General features: G+C 69.2%; 17 protein-coding genes and 2 pseudogenes. 7 read left to right on the plus strand and 12 right to left on the minus strand.

All coding sequences use genetic code 11. From position 1 onward, the window contains the following. The 3 genes from AB0C30_RS46915 to AB0C30_RS46925 are packed head-to-tail and all read right to left on the minus strand — an operon-like array spanning position 1 to position 3,088. The gene (locus AB0C30_RS46915; RefSeq protein ID WP_357956554.1) at positions 1-825 is read right to left on the minus strand and encodes a carbohydrate ABC transporter permease; all 825 of its coding nucleotides are present in this window, start codon (positions 823-825) and stop codon (positions 1-3) included. Continuing rightward, positions 822-1,721 (minus strand): sugar ABC transporter permease, encoded by a 900-nt coding sequence (locus AB0C30_RS46920; RefSeq protein ID WP_357956555.1) that lies wholly within the window; start codon positions 1,719-1,721, stop codon positions 822-824. The genes AB0C30_RS46915 and AB0C30_RS46920 overlap by 4 nt, the downstream gene beginning before the upstream one ends. Before the next feature lie 5 nt (positions 1,722-1,726). Next, a complete protein-coding gene (locus tag AB0C30_RS46925; protein WP_357956557.1) occupies positions 1,727-3,088 on the minus strand; it encodes a hypothetical protein in 1,362 nt (453 codons plus the stop codon). A 148-nt stretch (positions 3,089-3,236) separates the two neighbouring features. Here AB0C30_RS46925 and AB0C30_RS46930 point away from each other — a divergent pair, with 148 nt between their 5' ends. Then, positions 3,237-4,313, plus strand: a complete 1,077-nt coding sequence (locus AB0C30_RS46930; RefSeq protein WP_357956559.1) for a LacI family DNA-binding transcriptional regulator — start codon at positions 3,237-3,239, stop codon at positions 4,311-4,313. A gap of 7 nt (positions 4,314-4,320) precedes the next feature. On the opposite strand, the gene AB0C30_RS46935 is transcribed toward AB0C30_RS46930, so the two are convergent. The 5 genes and pseudogenes from AB0C30_RS46935 to AB0C30_RS46955 all read right to left on the minus strand — a co-directional run bounded on the left by AB0C30_RS46935 (position 4,321) and on the right by AB0C30_RS46955 (position 7,156). After that, on the minus strand, positions 4,321-4,446 hold the full coding sequence (locus AB0C30_RS46935; RefSeq protein ID WP_357956561.1) for a hypothetical protein: 126 nt from the start codon (positions 4,444-4,446) through the stop codon (positions 4,321-4,323). Positions 4,447-4,496: 50 nt separating this feature from the next. Then, positions 4,497-5,528 (minus strand): nitronate monooxygenase, encoded by a 1,032-nt coding sequence (locus AB0C30_RS46940; RefSeq protein WP_357956563.1) that lies wholly within the window; start codon positions 5,526-5,528, stop codon positions 4,497-4,499. An 87-nt stretch (positions 5,529-5,615) separates the two neighbouring features. Continuing rightward, positions 5,616-6,224 carry a DUF4331 family protein gene (locus AB0C30_RS46945; RefSeq protein ID WP_357956565.1) on the minus strand — a complete coding sequence of 203 codons (609 nt, stop codon included), beginning with the start codon at positions 6,222-6,224 and terminating at the stop codon, positions 5,616-5,618. A gap of 43 nt (positions 6,225-6,267) precedes the next feature. Continuing rightward, positions 6,268-6,633 (minus strand): annotated as a pseudogene (locus AB0C30_RS46950) (DUF4331 family protein); the annotation flags it as partial. Then, the gene (locus AB0C30_RS46955) at positions 6,551-7,156 is read right to left on the minus strand and encodes a tautomerase family protein (RefSeq protein ID WP_357956567.1); all 606 of its coding nucleotides are present in this window, start codon (positions 7,154-7,156) and stop codon (positions 6,551-6,553) included. The gene AB0C30_RS46955 and the pseudogene AB0C30_RS46950, both read right to left, overlap by 83 nt. Between AB0C30_RS46955 and AB0C30_RS46960 the strand changes: the two genes are divergently transcribed. Both AB0C30_RS46960 and AB0C30_RS46965 read left to right on the plus strand, forming a co-directional pair. Then, positions 7,127-7,246, plus strand: coding sequence for a LysR family transcriptional regulator (locus AB0C30_RS46960; protein WP_357956569.1), 120 nt, complete (start codon positions 7,127-7,129; stop codon positions 7,244-7,246). The two genes, AB0C30_RS46955 and AB0C30_RS46960, sit on opposite strands and share 30 nt — an antisense overlap. Positions 7,247-7,479: 233 nt before the next feature. Then, entirely contained in the window at positions 7,480-8,274 is a 795-nt protein-coding gene (locus tag AB0C30_RS46965) for an MBL fold metallo-hydrolase (RefSeq protein WP_357956571.1), read from the plus strand. Positions 8,275-8,303: 29 nt separating this feature from the next. Here AB0C30_RS46965 and AB0C30_RS46970 read toward each other — a convergent pair whose 3' ends face one another. Then, positions 8,304-9,476, minus strand: coding sequence for a serine hydrolase domain-containing protein (locus tag AB0C30_RS46970; RefSeq protein WP_357956573.1), 1,173 nt, complete (start codon positions 9,474-9,476; stop codon positions 8,304-8,306). A 264-nt stretch (positions 9,477-9,740) separates the two neighbouring features. On the opposite strand from AB0C30_RS46970, the pseudogene AB0C30_RS46975 reads away from it, so the two are divergent. Then, positions 9,741-9,938: pseudogene (locus tag AB0C30_RS46975) on the plus strand (transcriptional regulator); the annotation flags it as partial. 25 nt (positions 9,939-9,963) lie between these two features. On the opposite strand, the gene AB0C30_RS46980 reads toward AB0C30_RS46975, so the two are convergent. Next, positions 9,964-11,193 (minus strand): serine hydrolase domain-containing protein, encoded by a 1,230-nt coding sequence (locus AB0C30_RS46980; RefSeq protein WP_357956705.1) that lies wholly within the window; start codon positions 11,191-11,193, stop codon positions 9,964-9,966. Between the two features lie 319 nt (positions 11,194-11,512). Between AB0C30_RS46980 and AB0C30_RS46985 the strand changes: the two genes are divergently transcribed. Continuing rightward, positions 11,513-12,250 carry a helix-turn-helix domain-containing protein gene (locus AB0C30_RS46985; RefSeq protein ID WP_357956575.1) on the plus strand — a complete coding sequence of 246 codons (738 nt, stop codon included), beginning with the start codon at positions 11,513-11,515 and terminating at the stop codon, positions 12,248-12,250. 54 nt (positions 12,251-12,304) lie between these two features. Here the strand turns inward: AB0C30_RS46985 and AB0C30_RS46990 are convergent, their stop codons facing one another. Next, positions 12,305-13,537, minus strand: a complete 1,233-nt coding sequence (locus AB0C30_RS46990; protein WP_357956578.1) for a glycosyltransferase — start codon at positions 13,535-13,537, stop codon at positions 12,305-12,307. Positions 13,538-13,683: 146 nt separating this feature from the next. Continuing rightward, entirely contained in the window at positions 13,684-14,079 is a 396-nt protein-coding gene (locus tag AB0C30_RS46995) for a hypothetical protein (protein ID WP_357956580.1), read from the minus strand. 144 nt (positions 14,080-14,223) lie between these two features. On the opposite strand from AB0C30_RS46995, the gene AB0C30_RS47000 reads away from it, so the two are divergent. Then, positions 14,224-15,195 carry an NAD(P)-dependent oxidoreductase gene (locus AB0C30_RS47000; RefSeq protein ID WP_357956581.1) on the plus strand — a complete coding sequence of 324 codons (972 nt, stop codon included), beginning with the start codon at positions 14,224-14,226 and terminating at the stop codon, positions 15,193-15,195. A gap of 198 nt (positions 15,196-15,393) precedes the next feature. Further along, positions 15,394-16,335: an RNA polymerase sigma-70 factor gene (locus AB0C30_RS47005; protein ID WP_357956584.1), complete on the plus strand. Its 942-nt coding sequence runs from the start codon at positions 15,394-15,396 to the stop codon at positions 16,333-16,335. Positions 16,336-16,344 lie beyond the last annotated feature (9 nt).

Below are 16,344 nucleotides of genomic sequence, written 5' to 3' on the forward strand. Positions count from 1 at the left end.
TCAGCCCTTCAAGGAGCCCTGGAGCAGGGCCTTGACGAAGTGACGCTGGAAGATGAGGAAGATCACCAGCGTGGGCGTCAGGATCAGCAGCGATCCGGCGCACAACAGCGGAATGTCGGTGCCCCACTGTCCTTGGAAGGCGCCCAGAGCGCCGGACATCGTACGTTTGGTGGGGTCGTCGACCAGGACGATGGCCAGCAGGAACTGGTTCCAGGTCCACAGGAACAGCAGGATGCCCAGGGACGAGATCGCCGGCATCGCCAGGGGTACGTGGATGCGGCGGAACAGCTGCCACACGTTGGCGCCGTCCATCCGCGCGCTCTCCGACAGCTCCCCGGGCATGTTGACGAAGTGGGCGCGCATCCAGAAGACGCTGAACGGCATGAACAGGCCGATGAGCGGCAGGATGATCGCCCAGCGCGTGTTGAGCAGCCCCATGTCGCGGATCTGGTAGTACAGCGGAGTGATGATGCCCTCGAAGGGGAGGGTCAGGCCGAGCACGAACAGCAGGAAGATCACCCGGCCGCCGATCACGCGCAGGTGACCGATGGCGAAGCCGGCCATCGTCCCCAGGAGGATGGAGATCGGGACCACGCCGAGCACGATGAGGGCGCTCGACTTCAGCAGCTCGCCCATCTTCGCGGCCTCGAAAGCGCGCGGGAAGTTGCCCCACTGCGGCTCGGCCGGCCAGGCCAGCCCGGCCGGGTAGGTGCCCGAGGGGTGCAGGGCGGTGACGAACAGACTGAGGAACGGCAGGAGCGTGACCGCCATCATGAGGACGAGCAGCAGCCTGCCGGTCCAGGCTTCCCGCGAGGCGATGATCATCGGTTGCCGTCCTTCGCGAACCACTGGATGGGCAGGGCGCAGGCGATCACCAGGACCATGAGCACCACGGCCAGGGCCGAGGCCATGCCCACCTCGCGTTCGGAGAAGGCCAGGTAGAAGATCTGCAGGCCGGGCACCATGGTCGTGTTGCCGGGACCGCCCTGGGTGGAGATGTAGATGATGTCGAAGCTCGCCAGGGCCGCGATCACTGTCACGGTGACGCAGACCGCGATCTCCTGGCGCAGGCTCGGCACCGTGATGGAGACGAACTCCCGCCACGCCCCCGCGCCGTCCAGCCGGGCGGCCTCGTACAGCGCCGGGTCGATCTTGCTCATGCCGGCCAGGAGCAGCAGCGTGCACAGGCCGAGCAGCACCCACGCACCGATCATGCCGACCGCGGGCAGGGCGGTGGCGAAGTCGCCCAGCCAGGCCCGGGTCACTCCCCCGAGACCGACGAGCGAGAGCAGCTGGTTGATCACACCGGTGGAGGCCAGCAGCCAGCTCCACGCGATGCCGGCCGCCACCAGCGGGATGACCTGCGGCAGGAACAGCACGGTCCGCGCGATCAGGGCGAGCCGGCTGGCGGCGATCCGCCGGATCGTCGCGGCGATGGCCAGGCCCAGCACGACCGGGATCGCGCTGAAGAACACGATCAGCTTGACGGCGTTGACCAGCGAGTCGAACAGATCCGGATCGGTGAAGACCTTGCCGTAGTTGGCCGGGCCCACCCAGGTGGACGGGCCGATACCGTCCCAGTCGTAGAGCGAGTACTGAACGGTCAGGGCGATCGGACGCAGGACGAACACCGCGTAGAAGGCGAGCGCCGGGGCGACGAACAGCCAGCCGGTCAAGCCGCGCAGCTTGGCCACCGCCGGCCGCCGGTGCGAGGAACCCACCTGCCTCAGTTCCCTTCGAGCTGGCCGGCGTAGTCGGCCTGGACGCTCTTCAGCAGGTCCTGCGGCGTCTGCTGTCCCGCGACGAGTTTCTGCAGCTGGGGGGTCCAGCTCTTGGCGTAGATGGCGCCGGTGGCGTTGGCGATGAAGTCCATCGCGCCGTTGTCCTTGGCGATGTCCGCCCCCGCGGCCAGCGTGCCGGCGGTGACCGTGCCGGACTTGACGGCGGGCATGTACGCCTCGGCCGGTCCCATCGGACGCGAACCGCCGACCTCCACGCCGATCTCGCGCGCCCGCTTGTCGGTGGCCACCCAGTTGAGGAAGAAGGCGGCGCAGTCGGCGTTCTTGGCATTCGCGGCGATCCCGAAGGTCAAAGGCGCCGACATGGCGGCCCGCTTGCCGCCCTGCTGCACCGGCGGCATCAGGGAGAAGCCGACGTTGCCCGCCATCTGCTTGTCGAGGTTGCCCGACTCCCAGTCGCCGTTGAACATGAACAGGCCCTTGCCGCCGATGAAGCGGCTCATCATCGTCGCGTAGTCGACCGCGTTGACGTCCTTCTGGAAGTAACCGGCCTTGATCCACCGCTCCAGGTGCTGGGCGGCTTGCAGGTTCGACGGGGTGTCGATGGTGGCGCCGGGCTTCTGGAAGATCCAGTCGTTGATCGGCTGGGGCTGGCCGTAGGAGGCCATGAGGTTCTGCAGCGGGAAGGCCAGGCCGCCGGTGGCGCCGCCGTTGAACTGCACGATGGGCGTAATGCCCGCGCTCTTGGCCTTGGCCAGCACCGCGTCGAACTCCGCCAGCGTGGCGGGCGGCGCCGACATCCCGGCCTGCGCGGCGAGCTTCTTGTTGTAGAAGACGCCGGTCATGCTGAAGTTGAGGCCCAGGGCGTACAGCGAGCCCTCGCCGCGCGGCCGGCCGCCCGGGCCCAGGCGCAGCTGCTGGAGCTGCGAGGCCGGCCACTTGTCCCAGCCGAACGCCCTCGCGTAGCCGTCCAGGTTCTTCAGCAGGTTGTCCTTGACCAGCTCGGAGACCTGGGGCAGGCGTATCAGGTCGGGCGGGTTGTCGGCCAGCACGCGCGGGGCGTTCTGGGTGATGACGGCGAACTGGTCCTCGCGGATGTTCCACGTGACGTTCGGGTGCTGCTTGGTGAACTCGGTGGTCAGCGCCTTGGGGAGCGGGAAGCCGGTCTCGAAGTAGCCGTTCATGGTGATCGGCGCGGTGCCGCAGGTGGGCGCCGCGGACACCGGCGAGGCGCTGGTGGCCTGGGGTCGCGGGCTGTCGCTGCCGGGAGCCGCGCAGGCGGCGGCCAGCGTCCCCATGGCGATCACAAGCGCGGCCCCGGACCTGCCGGGGCGAACTCGGCGTGCCATGTGCATCTCCTCTGCTGCTTGGGACGATCGGCACCGGGCTGATGTCCTGCTTTCCGTTGCTAAATCGGGTTAGCGCCCGATAGTCTCACGGCGCGCGTCGTACGATGTCAACCCCCCGTACCACTCTCTTGACGATCGGAGGTCCTGGGTGAGCCCACGACGGGTCACGCTGGCCGATGTGGCCAAGGCGGCCGGTGTCTCCCGCCCGACCGCCTCGCTGGTGCTGTCCGGCCGCGGCCGTGAGCTGCGCATCTCTCAGGACGTCGAGCAGCGGGTCCTGCGGGCGGCCGAGGAGTTGCAGTACCGGCCCAACATCGTCTCCGTGGGCCTGCGTACGGGCACCAGCCGGACGATCGGCTTCGTCTCCGACACCGTCGCCACCTCACGGCTGGCCGGCGACATGATCAAGGGCGCGCTGGAGGCGGCCCGTGAGCGCGGCTTCATGCTGTTCATCGGTGAGACCGAAGGCGACGCCGAGCTCGAACGCCTCCTGCTGCAGGCCATGCACGACCGCCAGGTCGACGGGCTCATCCTGGCCTCGATGTTCACCAGGACCATCAAGGTGCCCAAGGGCATCACAGCCGCGCCCGCCGTGCTGCTCAACGCACTGCCCAAGCAGCCCACTCCCCTGCCCGCCGTCATCCCCGACGAGGTCGAGGCCGGCCGCCGCGCGGCCCGCGTCCTGCTCGAGGCCGGCCACCGCGACGACATCTACCTGATCGGCGCGGGCCCGCGCCTGCGCGACGTGCCCGCGCAGAGCGTCGCGGCGGTGGAGCGGCTCGTCGGCATCCGCGAAGCGCTCGGCGCGGCGGGCGTCAAGGTGGCGGGCGCCCGCACCTGTCCTGACTGGCAGCCGGAGTACGGCCTCGCCGCGACGCACGACCTCCTGCGCACCGTCCGGCCGCATGCGCTGATCTGCTTCAACGACCGCATCGCCATGGGCGCCTACCAGGCACTCGACGACTTCGGGCTCAAGGTGCCGGCGGACGTCTCCATCGTCTCCTTCGACGACCACCCCCTCGCCTCGTGGATGCGGCCTCAACTGACCACGGTGGCGCTGCCCCACTACGAACTGGGGCGCAAGGCCGTCGACGTGCTGTTCGCCGAGATGGATCGGCTCGCCGAGACCGACCGCGACCCTGCGGACACCGACCGGGCCGGCGAGGTGCACCGGGTCCCGATGCCGGTCCGCAGCCGCGAATCCGTCTCGCCGTCACCGGCTTGACCGTTGATCACGTGCCGGCCGACGTCTCCAGGGATGGAGCCGGGTCGAAGCGGTCCCAGGCGCCGCTGACCGCGCGGTTCCTCCGGCCGTTGCGCAACAGCGTCACACTGACCAGCGCCGATAGTGCCGCCACGACGATCGGGTACGCGATGCCGGCGAGTCCCAGAGAGAACTACCAGCGTGCTAGAGGTTCGCCGTGAGGCGGGCCAGGATGCGCGCCGCGGGCTCGGCCGACGCGTGCCGGTAACCGGTGCCGGCCCACAGGTGGAGGCGTTCGGCGTCACCGGCGGCGGCCGCGGCTCTGCGCAGTGGGCTGGTCAGGTGGTGCAGCGCGGGGTAGCCGGCCGGGGCGAGGTGGTCGTAGCGGTCGGTGAAGGCGTTGCGCAGCGCGCGTGCGGGACGGCCGGTGAACGCGCGGGTGACGAGCGTCCGGTCGCGGGCCGGGTCGGCGAGAGCGTCCTGGTGCGTTTTCGAGGCGCCGCTTTCGTCGGCGCGGATCAGGACGGTGCCCACCATGGCGGCCACGGCGCCGGCCCGCAGGACCTCGGCGACGGCATCGCCGGTGGCCAGACCGCCCGCGGCGATGAGCGGGAGATCGGTCACGTGGGCCACTTCGCGCAGCAGCCGGGTGATCGGTGTCGCCGTGGGGACGCGGTCGGGGGTGAGGGTGCCCGAGTGGCCGCCGGCCGCGCCCGCCTGTACGGCCAGGAGGTCGGCGCCGGCGTCGGCGGCGCGGAGCGCTTCCTCGGCCGAGGTGACCGTCTGCGCGATCAGCGTGCCGGCGGCGCGCAGCGCCTTGATGACCGCCGGATCCGGGATGCCGAAGGTGAAGCTCGCCAGCGGGACGGGGTCGGCCAGGAGGAGGTCGATCTTGTCGCGCCAATGATCGTCATCTTCGGTGAGAGCGACGGTGGCGAGGTCGAGTCCGTACTGGTCGGCTTCGGGCTGGATGGTGCGGGCGTAGCGACGGTAGGCGGCGGGGTCGGCCGGGATCGGGTTGGGGGCGAACAGGTTGACGCCGAACGGAACGGCGGCCGCCCGTACCTCGGCGATCTGCTCCGCGAGCGCTTCCGGGCGCTTGTAGCCGCCGGCCAGCAACCCGAGACCGCCGGCTTCGGCGGCGGCGGTGACCAGCCGGGGCGTGGTGGCGCCGCCTGCCATGGGTGCGGCCAGCACGGGAACGGACAGGCCGATGGCGGTCAGTGCGCTGTTCATGGTCGCCTGCTCTCCTGCCGGTGCCGGATCCGGCCCTTCGCCGTCCTCGGCTCCGAGGTTAGGAGGTGGGACCAGTGACTGGGAAATTCAATGCGGGACGCCCAGGTAGGGGAAGACCGTCAGCGTGTCGCCGTGCGGCTTGATCCCCTGGGAGGGCGCGTTCCCCTTGGTCAGGATGGCCAACTGCGCGTCGACGATGTCGTCGGCGAACTGGCGGCCGTTCAGGTAGCCGGCCGGCTCGGCGCAGTCGTAGGTGAGCAGGTCGGGCAGCAACTGCCCGGCCACCTCGGTGGCCTCGTGCTCGGTGTAGCCGCCGCCCGCGCCCAGCAGGGCCGCGACGATCTTGCCGGTGTGGTCGCGCCGGTCGTCGGCGGGTGATCCGGCGTTGTAGGCGTTCTTGTCATCGTCCCTGGTGAACACGATGTTCATCAGCGGCCGGCCCATCCGCTCGACCTGCCTGCCCTCCAGCAGCACCGTCGTCCAGTAGCCGACCGGTTGCTCGAGGAACAGGCTGTTGGGCACCTCCAGCACGATCGCGAAGACGTTCTTGTCGGCGAAGAAGTCGGCCCCCGTGAAGGCCATGCCCGCCTTGAAGCCCTCCAGGTCGAAGACGAACGGATCGCTGCGGATCCCGGCGAAGAACCGGTACTCCCCCTCGGTGGAAGCCTGCGCCCGCGTCCGAAACACACCGGGCACCGGCGAAGAGCACCTCGCCGTCCAGTTTCACCCTCGCCGTCTGTTCCGCCTCGCCGGAGAAGGTGACCGCGAAGGTCAGGTCGGCCACGGCGTCGCCGTTGGTGTCCAGGTGCAGGTTGTACACGGCCCGCGGGTGGAACCGCTCCCCCATGGTCGGTGCCAGCGGGTTGACGCACATGACCAGGACCGAGCGGTCCTGGTCGCCGGGCTGCCGGAAGGCGAAGATATCGGTGATGTCGATCCGGGCATCGCCATGCGGCGGCTTCATCCTCGGAGCATCGAGATGATCGGACATCAGGAGCCTCCTTCGACGCTGGCGATGGCGGTCAGCCAGGGATCGGCAATTCCCCGTCGACGTACTGGGCGCGGCCGAAGCCGAACGACCAGTCTTCGGGACTGTTCTCGACATAGCTGACGAACAGCTCCTGGCCGCCGACCCCGGCCTGGTCCAGATGGTCGGCGAGAGCGCGGTAGAGGCGCTGCTTGTCGGCGGCGCTGCGGCCGCGCTGGGTGAAGATCTGGACGATCACCACCTCGGCGCCGCGCTCGAAGCCAAGGCCGGCGTCCTGAGCGATGATCTCGTCTGCCTCGTGCTGGGTGACGATCTGGAAGCGATCTCGTACCGGGATCCCCAAAACCTCCGCCAGCGCGTGATGGACGGCGTCGACGACGGCCTTGACCTGGTCGGGGCGGCGTCCGCGGACCACATCGATGCGTAGCAGGGGGCTGTCGGTACTCCAATCGCGAGATGACCCCTCACGGCCCTGGACATTCCCCCTCAACTGGGAAACCAAGGGCGGCCACCGTCTTGTTGCACCGCGCGGAAGAAGAGCTTTACGGGTGCTTGACCCCAGCACCCCGTTACGGTCGTTGTCCCGCAGGCTGTCAGCGGACGATCGAGCGTGCAGTCGAACGTCAGCGCGCGGATCCACGCGCTGGCAAAGGAGCTCGGCGTTCCGCTCTTCCGCTGGCATGCCAGGGGTGTGGTCCTGACGGCCTCCGGCGAGCCGCTGCCGACTTAGCGTCCTCTTATCGCTGCTTCACCATCATCGGCGAGGCCGTGGGGCAGATCCACCGGGTCATGCCCGCCGTCGAGATCGTCCGGCGGATGGCCGGCGACGCCGCGGAGATCCTGAGCCGGTTCGCAGACGCGTCCGCCTCACTGCGTGTGTGACTCGTGGCCTGAGGGACAGCAGCCACTGATACGGCAGTTCTTCGCGGGCCTCTCACCCGCTGACACCGAATGGAGCCTGCGATGACCAATCCGATGCCGGCGCGGCAGGAGTGCGCGGCCGTGGTCCTGGGTGGGCCGACCACGGTCCTCGATCTCGGCGGCCTGCGCATCGTCGCCGACCCGACCTTCGACGACGCCGGGCCCCACGGTTACCTCACCAAGACCGCCGGGCCGGCCGCTACCGAGGACGAGGTGGGGCCGGTCGACCTTGTCCTGGTCAGCCATGATCTGCACCCGGACAACCTCGACGATCGCGGCCGTGCCTTCGCGCTGAGCGCGCCGTTGATCCTCACCGGTCCCGCGACGGCGGGCCGGCTCGGGCCGCCGTCGGCCGGTCTCGCCGCCTGGTCAGGCCACGCCCTCCCACGCCCGGGCGGAGGTGGTGAGCTGGCCGTGATGGCGGTGCCCGCCGTACCCGGTCCGGAAGACGGTGAGCGTGACGGCGACGGCGACGGCAAGGTCAACTGCGAGGTCACTGGATTCGTCCTGTCCGGGCATGGTCTGGCCACCGTGTACGTCAGCGGCGACAACGCCTCGATCCGTACCGTGGCCGAGATCGCCCGCCGGGTGCCGGAGATCGACGTGGCGGTGCTGAACGCCGGCGCGGCCAGGGTCGCGGCGAAGTTCGACGGCCGGCCCCTGTCATTGGACAGCCACCGGGCAGCGGCCGCGGCCGCGGTGCTGGGCGTGAAGGTCGTGGTCCCAGCGCACTACGACGGCTGGGCGCACTTCTCGGAAGGCCGGGCCGAGCTGGAGCAGACCTTCTACGAGGCGGGACTGTCGTCCTCGCTGCGGGTCGCCGCGCACCGTTCCTGATGTCCCTGCGGGCCTGATCCGCCGCGCGATCAGTCGTCGATCGCCTGGTAGAGGGTGGTCCAGAAGTCGTGGATGGCCCGCGCCGAATCCGGGGTGGACATGCCGGTCTGGGTGAGCAGGATGCCGACGAGCTGGTGGTGCGGGTCGGCGTAGACGGTGGTGCCGCTGCCGCCGTCCCAGCCGAACTGGCCGATGGGGGCGTAGTCGCCCCGGTAGGTGCGCACCGCCATGCCGAACCCCCAGCCGCCGTGCTGCCCCAGGCCATACCCCCGATGGACGGAGTCGCGGCCCCAGGCCACTCGGGCGGCCAGCTGCTCGGGCGGAAGTTGGTTGGTGGTCATCAGCTCGACCGCCGGCCGGGACAGGATTCGCTCGCCGTCGTGAATCCCGCCGTTGAGCAGCATCCGGAAGAAGGCGTGGTAGTCGTCGGCGGTCGAGTCGAGTCCGCCGCCGCCGGACTGGAACGCCGGAGGCGTGCTGTGGTGCCCCCCTTCGGCCGGGTCCTCCACGCGGAACTCGCCGGTCTGCCAGTCGGGGGCGTACAGCGGCGGGAGCCGGTCGATCTTGTCGGCGGGCACGTGGAATCCGGTGTCGGTCATGCCGAGCGGGCCGAAGATCCGCTCACGCAGGAACTTCTCGAACGACTGCCCGGTGACCCTGGCCACCAGTACGCCGAGCAGGTCGTTGCTGATGTTGTAGATCCACCGCTCGCCGGGCTGGCAGATCAGCGGCAACGTGCCCAGGCGGCGCATCCACTCATCCGGGTCCGGCGCGGGCAGCAACCATCCGTCCTCCTGGCCGTAGACACCCCGCTCGAAGAGCGCGCCCATGATCGGGGTGCCCGGCGCGGTCATGTCCATGCCGAGTCCGTTGGTGGAGGTGAGCAGGTCCCGCACGCTGATCGGCCGCCGCGTCGGCACCGTGTCGTCCAGCGGTCCGTCGGGCCGCGTCAGCACCTGGCGGTCAGCGAGCTCGGGCAGCCACGGATCCACCGGGTCGTCCAGCCGCAGCCGGCACTCGTCCACCAGCACCATCGCCGCCGCCGCCCCGACCGGCTTGGACGTCGAGGCCATCCGGAAGATCGTGTCGCGGCGCATCGGCGTGCCACCGTCATGCCGCATCGTCCCGAGCGCCTCGACGTGCGTCTCCTCGCCCCGGCTGACCAGGGGCGACAAGGCCGGGGATCTTCCCGGACTCGACATGCCGTTCCAGCACCTCGCGCAGTCTGCGCAACCCTGCTTCGGAGAAGCCGCCGTTGCTGTTTCCCATCATGAATCTCGCCTCCATCTACTCGGCGTCACTGACTACCGGTACAAAGTAACACCGACTACCGGTATATAGCAACACGGAATAGCTGGCGGTGCGAGTCAGACCCATGTCGGTAGCCGCACTCGGGGCGGCCTGATCCAGCGACGGGCCACCGACTCCGGCCCGCGCGGCCAGGAAGACCCGCCAACGAGCTCTGGCGGGAGGGCCGCTCCTCCCCGTGGCGTGCCGCGACCGAGAGCATCAGGCATCCCAACCTGGGCACGATCCCGCTCGCCTGCGACACCATGCTGCTCCCGGACGGCCACCAGACCGTGCTCGGGTACTCCGCCGAGCCGGGATCTCCCGAAGCCACGGCGCTCGACATGCTGCGAGTGATCGGCCTGCAGCAGGTGTGACGCCCTGCGGATCAAGTCGAGCGTGTCAGTCGCCGCTCGCCTGGTAGAGGGTGGTCCAGAAGTCGTGGATCAGCCGCGCCGAATTCGGGACGGACATCCCGACCTGGGTGAGCAGGATGCCGACGAGCTGGTTGTGCGGGTCGGCGTAGGTCGAGGTGCCGGCTCCGCCGTCCCAGCCGAACTGACCGATGGGCGCGTAGTCGCCGCGGTAGGTGCGCACCGCCATCCCGAAGCCCCAGCCGCCGTGCTGGCCTTGGCCGAAGGACAGATGCACGTTGTTGGTGGCCATGGCGTGCCGGGCGGCCTGCTGCTCGGGCGTGAGGCGGTTGGTGGTCATCAGCTCGACGGCGGGCCGCGACAGGATCCGTTCGCCGCCGTGCGTCCCGTGGTTGAGCAGCATCCGGAAGTAGGCGTGGTAGTCGTCGGCGGTGGAGACCAGCCCACCGCCGCTGCCCTGGAACGCCGGCGGCTTGCTCCAGCGTCCACCCTCGGCCTCGTCCCACACGTGGAACTCCCCGCTCTGCGGGTCAGGGGCGTACAGGGTCGGCAGCCGGTCGATCTTGTCGGCGGGCACGTGGAAGCCGGTGTCGGTCATGCCCAGCGGGTCGAAGATGCGCTCGCCCAGAAATTCCTCGAACGACTGGCCGGTGACCCTCGCGACCAGCACGCTGAGCACGTCGTGGCTGATCTGATACTGCCAGCGCTCGCCGGGCTGGTGCATCAGCGGCAGCTCGCCCAGGCGGCGCATCCACTCATCCGGCCCGGGCATCGGCTCCGGCAGATCGGGCGTGAGCCCCCGTTCGAAGATCGCACCCATGATCGGCGTGCCCAGCGCCGTCATGTCCATGCCGAGCCCGAACGTGGAGGTCAGCAGGTCCCGTACGGTGATCGGCCGCCGCGCGGGCACGGTGTCGTCCAGCGGGCTGTCGATCCGCTTGAGCACCTGCCGGTCGGCGAGTTCGGGCAGCCACGGCTCCACCAGGTCATCCAGTCGCAGCCGGCACTCATCCAGCAGAACCATCGCCGCCGCCATCGCGACCGGCTTGGAGGTCGAGGCCATCCGGAAGATGGTGTCGCGGCGCATCGGCGCGCCACCGTCATGACGCATCGTCCCGATCGCCTCGACGTGCGTCTCCTCGCCCCGGCCGACCAGGGCGACAAGGCCGGGGATCTTCCCGGACTCGACATGCCGTTCCAGCACCTCGCGCAGTCTGCGCAACCCTGCTTCGGAGAAGCCGCCGTTGCTGTTTCCCATCATGAATCTCCTCGCGCACAGTGTTCGATCTCTGCGAGCCCTGTCTGGGGCTCGGTCATGGGGACACCCTCTGCGGCGCCACCGGAGCCGTTCGGAAATCCCTGAACGCCTGCGACACTACATTGCGTTCATAAATCAGTCAACAAGCAATGAGAGACTGTTTTGCCTGCTAAATATAGCTGATACGACCTTCGTTGCAATGACACTGAGACTGAATGCAAAGGATGATCAGAATTGCATTGCAATGGGCCGCGAGCGAATACATACTGTTGCGGTGGTGTGCGGCCCGCGCATGTCGAGAGTCAGGAGACGAGCACCGATGCCCGGAGGCAGACTCACCAATGAGGACCGTCAGCACATCGCTGCGGCACTGGCCGAGGGACTCGGATACGCGGAGATCGGCCGGCGTCTAGGGCGGCCCGCCTCGACCATCATGCGGGAGGTCACCCGCAACGGCGGACCCGACGACTACGGGGCAGACCAGGCGCACGAGGCCACACGGCATCGCGCGCGCCGGCACAAGCAGGCTCAGCCTCCGGCGCCGCCGATCCCCGACAGCGGCCACGGGCGTGACCCCCAAGCGGTGCGGGACTTCACGGAGTCCTTCACCGCCCTCCTCGTTCAGCAGGGTCTGCCCCGGATGGAGGCCAGGGTGCTGGCCTGCCTGTACATCACCGACTCCGGCACCCTCACCGCCGCCGACCTGGTCCAGCGGCTACGCGTCAGCCCCGCGTCGATCTCCCACGCCATCGCCTTCCTCGAACAGCAGGGAATGCTCAGCCGCGAACGCGCCCCGGGCGCGCGCCGCGAACGCTATGTCATCGACGATCAGATCTGGCTCGGGACGCTCCGCGCGGCTCTGCAGATGAACGAGACCCTGGCCGTCGCATCGCAGCGCGGAGCCGAGATTCTCGGGGCCACCACCCCGGCGGGCGCCCGCTTCGAGTCATCCGCCGAACTTCTTTTCCTCCTGAGCGGGGCCTTCCGGCAGGTCATGGAGGAGTGGGTGCAGAACCAGGCCGCCCGGAGCCCCCACCCGCCGACCGCCTCTTCTTGACGCGCGCCACCGCGGGACCTGCGCGAAGCGCCTGTCCATGCGGGCCTTCGGGGATCAGCCCGCGGACCCCATCCGGCCGATCATGTCGAGCACGAGGTTGGCGGCCACCTCCGCCCCGTCGATGCGGACCTTCTCCGCCACGGCGGCCGCGCGGGCACCGGTCTCGGGAGCCAGAGCGATCTTGAGCGCGGCCGACAGCGACTCGGCGGTCGGCGTCGGACCGTCGTGTCCCGTACCGATGCCCAGCTCGGTCACCCGGCTCGCCCAGTACGGCTGGTCGGCGACCTGAGGCACGATCACCTGCGGCGCCCCGGCACGGGCCGCCGTCGCCGTGGTGCCCGCGCCGCCGTGGTGCACGACCGCGGCCACCCGGCCGAACAGCTCCTGATGGTTGACCTCGCCGACCACGAAGCAGTCGTCCCGGTCGTCGATCAGGGCCAGATCGGCCCAGCCACTCCCGAGCAGGACCCGGCGGCCGTGTGTCCGTACCGCCTCGATGACGGCCCGGGAGATTTCCCGCGCGCTCGCGCCCCGCATGGGCATGCTGCCGAAGCCCACGTACACCGGCTCCGCGCCGGCGGCAAGGAACGCCTCCAGATCGGCTGGCAGCGGGCGCTCGTCCGGGCGGATCCACGCGCCGGTCTGTACCACGTCAAGGTCCGGCGTCTCCTGCCACGGGCCCAGGACCGGGTCGGCCGCCAGGAACGGGCGGTCGGTGAAGGCATAGTCGCGGACGGCGTCCACCGGCGGCAGGCCGATCGAGACCCGGTGGGCGTTGATCATCTCGCCGAAGAGCGCGTTCTTGTGCTCGGCGTCGAGATCCCACAGCGCCCGGTTGTCGGTCACCCCCGCGGGGACCTCCTGACCCGGCCAGGGGCGAGGCGGACGGTGCGGCGACGGCAGGTAACTCGGAGAGAACGACGTGAACACATAGGGCACGCCCAGCTTCTCGGCCGCCGCCCGCGCACCGGCCACGGCCGGGAACGAGCCGGTGGCCACCACCGCGGCGCAGCCCTCGGCCGGCCCGGCGACCGCCTCGTAGGCCATGGCGGTCAGCTCGGCGGCGATGTCGGACAGGCTCGTCTTGCCGGGGACCGCCCCCGTCGCCAGCGCGCGGATCGGCCAGCCGAGGGGAGTCAGCGGCACGTCGATGCCGTCCAGCAGCTGCGCGAAGTCCGGCGGCGCGCACATCCGCACCTCGGCGCCCAGAGCCTTCAGCCGCACCGCCAGGCCCGTCATCGGCCCGACGTCCCCGCGCGACCCGTAGGTCACCAGCACAACGCGCATTCCACGACCCCCATTTTTCGTACGTTTCCAGCGTCGAGGGGTGATTGTGCGGCATGACCCGGGCCTTGTGGCAAGGCCCCCCATGCGCTATAGGTTGGAAGTGGAAGGAGTGGTCATCCCTCCTACGCCGCGCGTCAGGCCACTCTTCACTCCCAGTCGATCTCGCGCAGCGCGGCCACGCCCTCGTCCGGTCCGGTGATCACCGCGTCCTCGCCGTCCTCGTCAGCCAGCGAGAGGACCTGGGGAGACAGCTCGATCAGCGAAGCGATGAAGGGCCGCCAGGTCTCCTCGGACAGTGACGACTGGGCACGGATGATCAGATCGAGAATCTGGTCCAGGTGGTCGTCGAAGGAGATGGAGAGCCCCGCCAGGCGCTCCTCGGATGCGAAGTCGAATCGGATCACGTTGACGTCGGGCAGACACCTGATCCGGAGCGTCGCCGCGTCGTTCTGGTACGTGTGGTCGATCCATCGCCACCCTTCGCCGCTCACGGCCTGCCATCCGCGGCTCTCCAGCCGACCTTGAATGTCGTCTATCGTCACTGGCCATTCCCTCATGGTCATTGTCAGGAGCTGCTCCGCCGAGACGCTTTGATAGCTTCACGTGGGACAGACAGCATCCGGACTTCCGCCTTGCTTCAGGGACGAAGCACAGGAAGTCGTATTACATCTGTTTAGAGGAGCAGTATGAGGGTTGTCGTCATTGGGGGAAGCGGACATATCGGCACATTCCTCATCCCCCGGCTCGTACGCGCGGGTCATGAGGTGCTCAACATCAGCCGGGGAAGCCGGGTCGCCTATGCCGAGGCCCCTGAATGGCAGCACGTACAGCAAGTGACGGCGGATCGCCAGCAAGAGGACACCGAGGGCGTCTTCGGCGACAGAGTGGCGGGACTGCGGCCCGATGTCGTCGTCGACTTGGTGTGCTTCACCCTTGAATCCGCCGTGGCCCTCGTGGAACGACTCCGCGGGCAGGCAGGCCACCTGCTGCACTGCGGGTCCGTGTGGCGATACGGGCCGAGTCACAAGTCGCCCATCGCCGAAGGGACAGGGACGGAACCATTCGGTGACTACGGCATCCAGAAGGATCGAATCGCGCGGATGCTGAAGGACGAGACCGCCGGCGGCGGCATGGTGACGACGTCACTGCACCCCGGGCACATCGTCGGCCCGGGCTGGGACCCGATCGGACCGACCGGCAACCTGGACCCTGCCGTCTGGCGCACCCTGTCGGCTGGACAGCCACTTAAGATCCCCGGACTTGGCGTCGAGCTCATGCATCACGTTCATGCCGACGATGTCGCTCAGGCCTTCGAGAAGGCGATCGCGCATCCTGACACGGCGGGCGGGGAGGACTTCAATGTCGTCGCCCCAACGGCCCTGAACGTCCGAGGATTCGCCCACGAAGCAGCGAGCTGGTTCGGGCAGACGGCTTCGCTGGAGAGCGTGTCATGGGAGGAGTTCCGCGCCACCACGACCGACGAGCACGCGCAGGTGAGCTGGGAACACCTCTACCGCAGCCACTGCCTCACCATTGACAAGGCCAAGACACTTCTCGGCTATGCACCCCGGTACGAACCCGAGGCCGCAGTACTCGAGTCCGTCCGCTGGCTCATCGAACACGGCCGGCTCGAGGTAGACCGTCCCCTCGTCGTATGACTTCCCGCGGCCGCCGGCTGCTTCGACGAGCTTGAGCAGCGCCTGAGCCGCCGCGGCCGGGTCGCCGGCAGGCCACCTTCCGGCGACGCGCCGAGTGGCCATGTGACGTACACCACCGATCACGGATGTCACACAGCGGCGAGAACCGGCGTCTTGTGCGTACAGCGCACTTGAGAAGCGAACAGGCAGGAGCCGGCCATGAACGAGCGCAGCGAGCCAACGACAGGCACAGCCGAGCCGCTCGCCGGCCCCGCCCAGATGGACCCCGCCACCGAGGCGTTCGTCACCCACCGCAACCTGCTGTTCACCGTCGCCTACGAGATGCTCGGATCGGCCGCCGACGCCGAAGACGTCCTCCAGGAAACCTGGCTGCGGTGGATGACGGTCGACCTGACGCAGGTGCACGACCAGCGCGCCTACCTGGTGCGGATCACCACCCGGCGCTCGCTCGACCGGCTGCGCACCATGAAGCGCCGCAAGGAGGCGTACGTCGGCCCCTGGCTGCCCGAACCCCTGCTCACCACGCCCGACGTGGCCGAGAACCTCGAACTCGCCGAGAGCGTGTCCATGGCACTCATGCTCGTCCTCGAGACGCTCTCGCCGACCGAACGCGCCGTATTCGTCCTGCGCGAGGTCTTCGACGTCAGCTACGACGAGATCGCGACCACCGTCAGCAAGACCCCCGCCGCCGTCCGCCAGATCGCGCACCGCGCCCGCCAGCACGTACAAGCACGCCGCCCGCGCGAAGCGATCTCCCCCAGCCAGGCCCAGGCGGCTCTGGAGTCATTGCGGCGCGCGCTCGAAACCAGCGATCTCCAGGGCCTGCTCGACGTGCTCGCCCCCGACGTCGTCCTCATCAGCGACGGCGGCGGCGTCAAGCAGGCCGCGCCGCGGCCGATCACCGGCGCCGAGAAGGCGGCCCGCTTCATCGTCGGCGGCCTCGGCAAGGCCCAGGTCACACTCACCGGCGACCCCACCGTGGTCAACGGCAACCCGGCACTCGTCCTTCGCGTGAACGGCGAGATCGACGGCGTCATAGCGGTCCAGGTCGAGGATGCCCGCATCACCGGCCTCTACTACGTCCGCAACCCGCGGAAGCTGACCCGCATCGCATCAGAGACCCCGCTCACCCTGCGATGACCCGCACTC

The sequence above is a fragment of the Nonomuraea sp. NPDC048901 genome (assembly GCF_040649695.1).
Taxonomy (GTDB): domain Bacteria; phylum Actinomycetota; class Actinomycetes; order Streptosporangiales; family Streptosporangiaceae; genus Nonomuraea.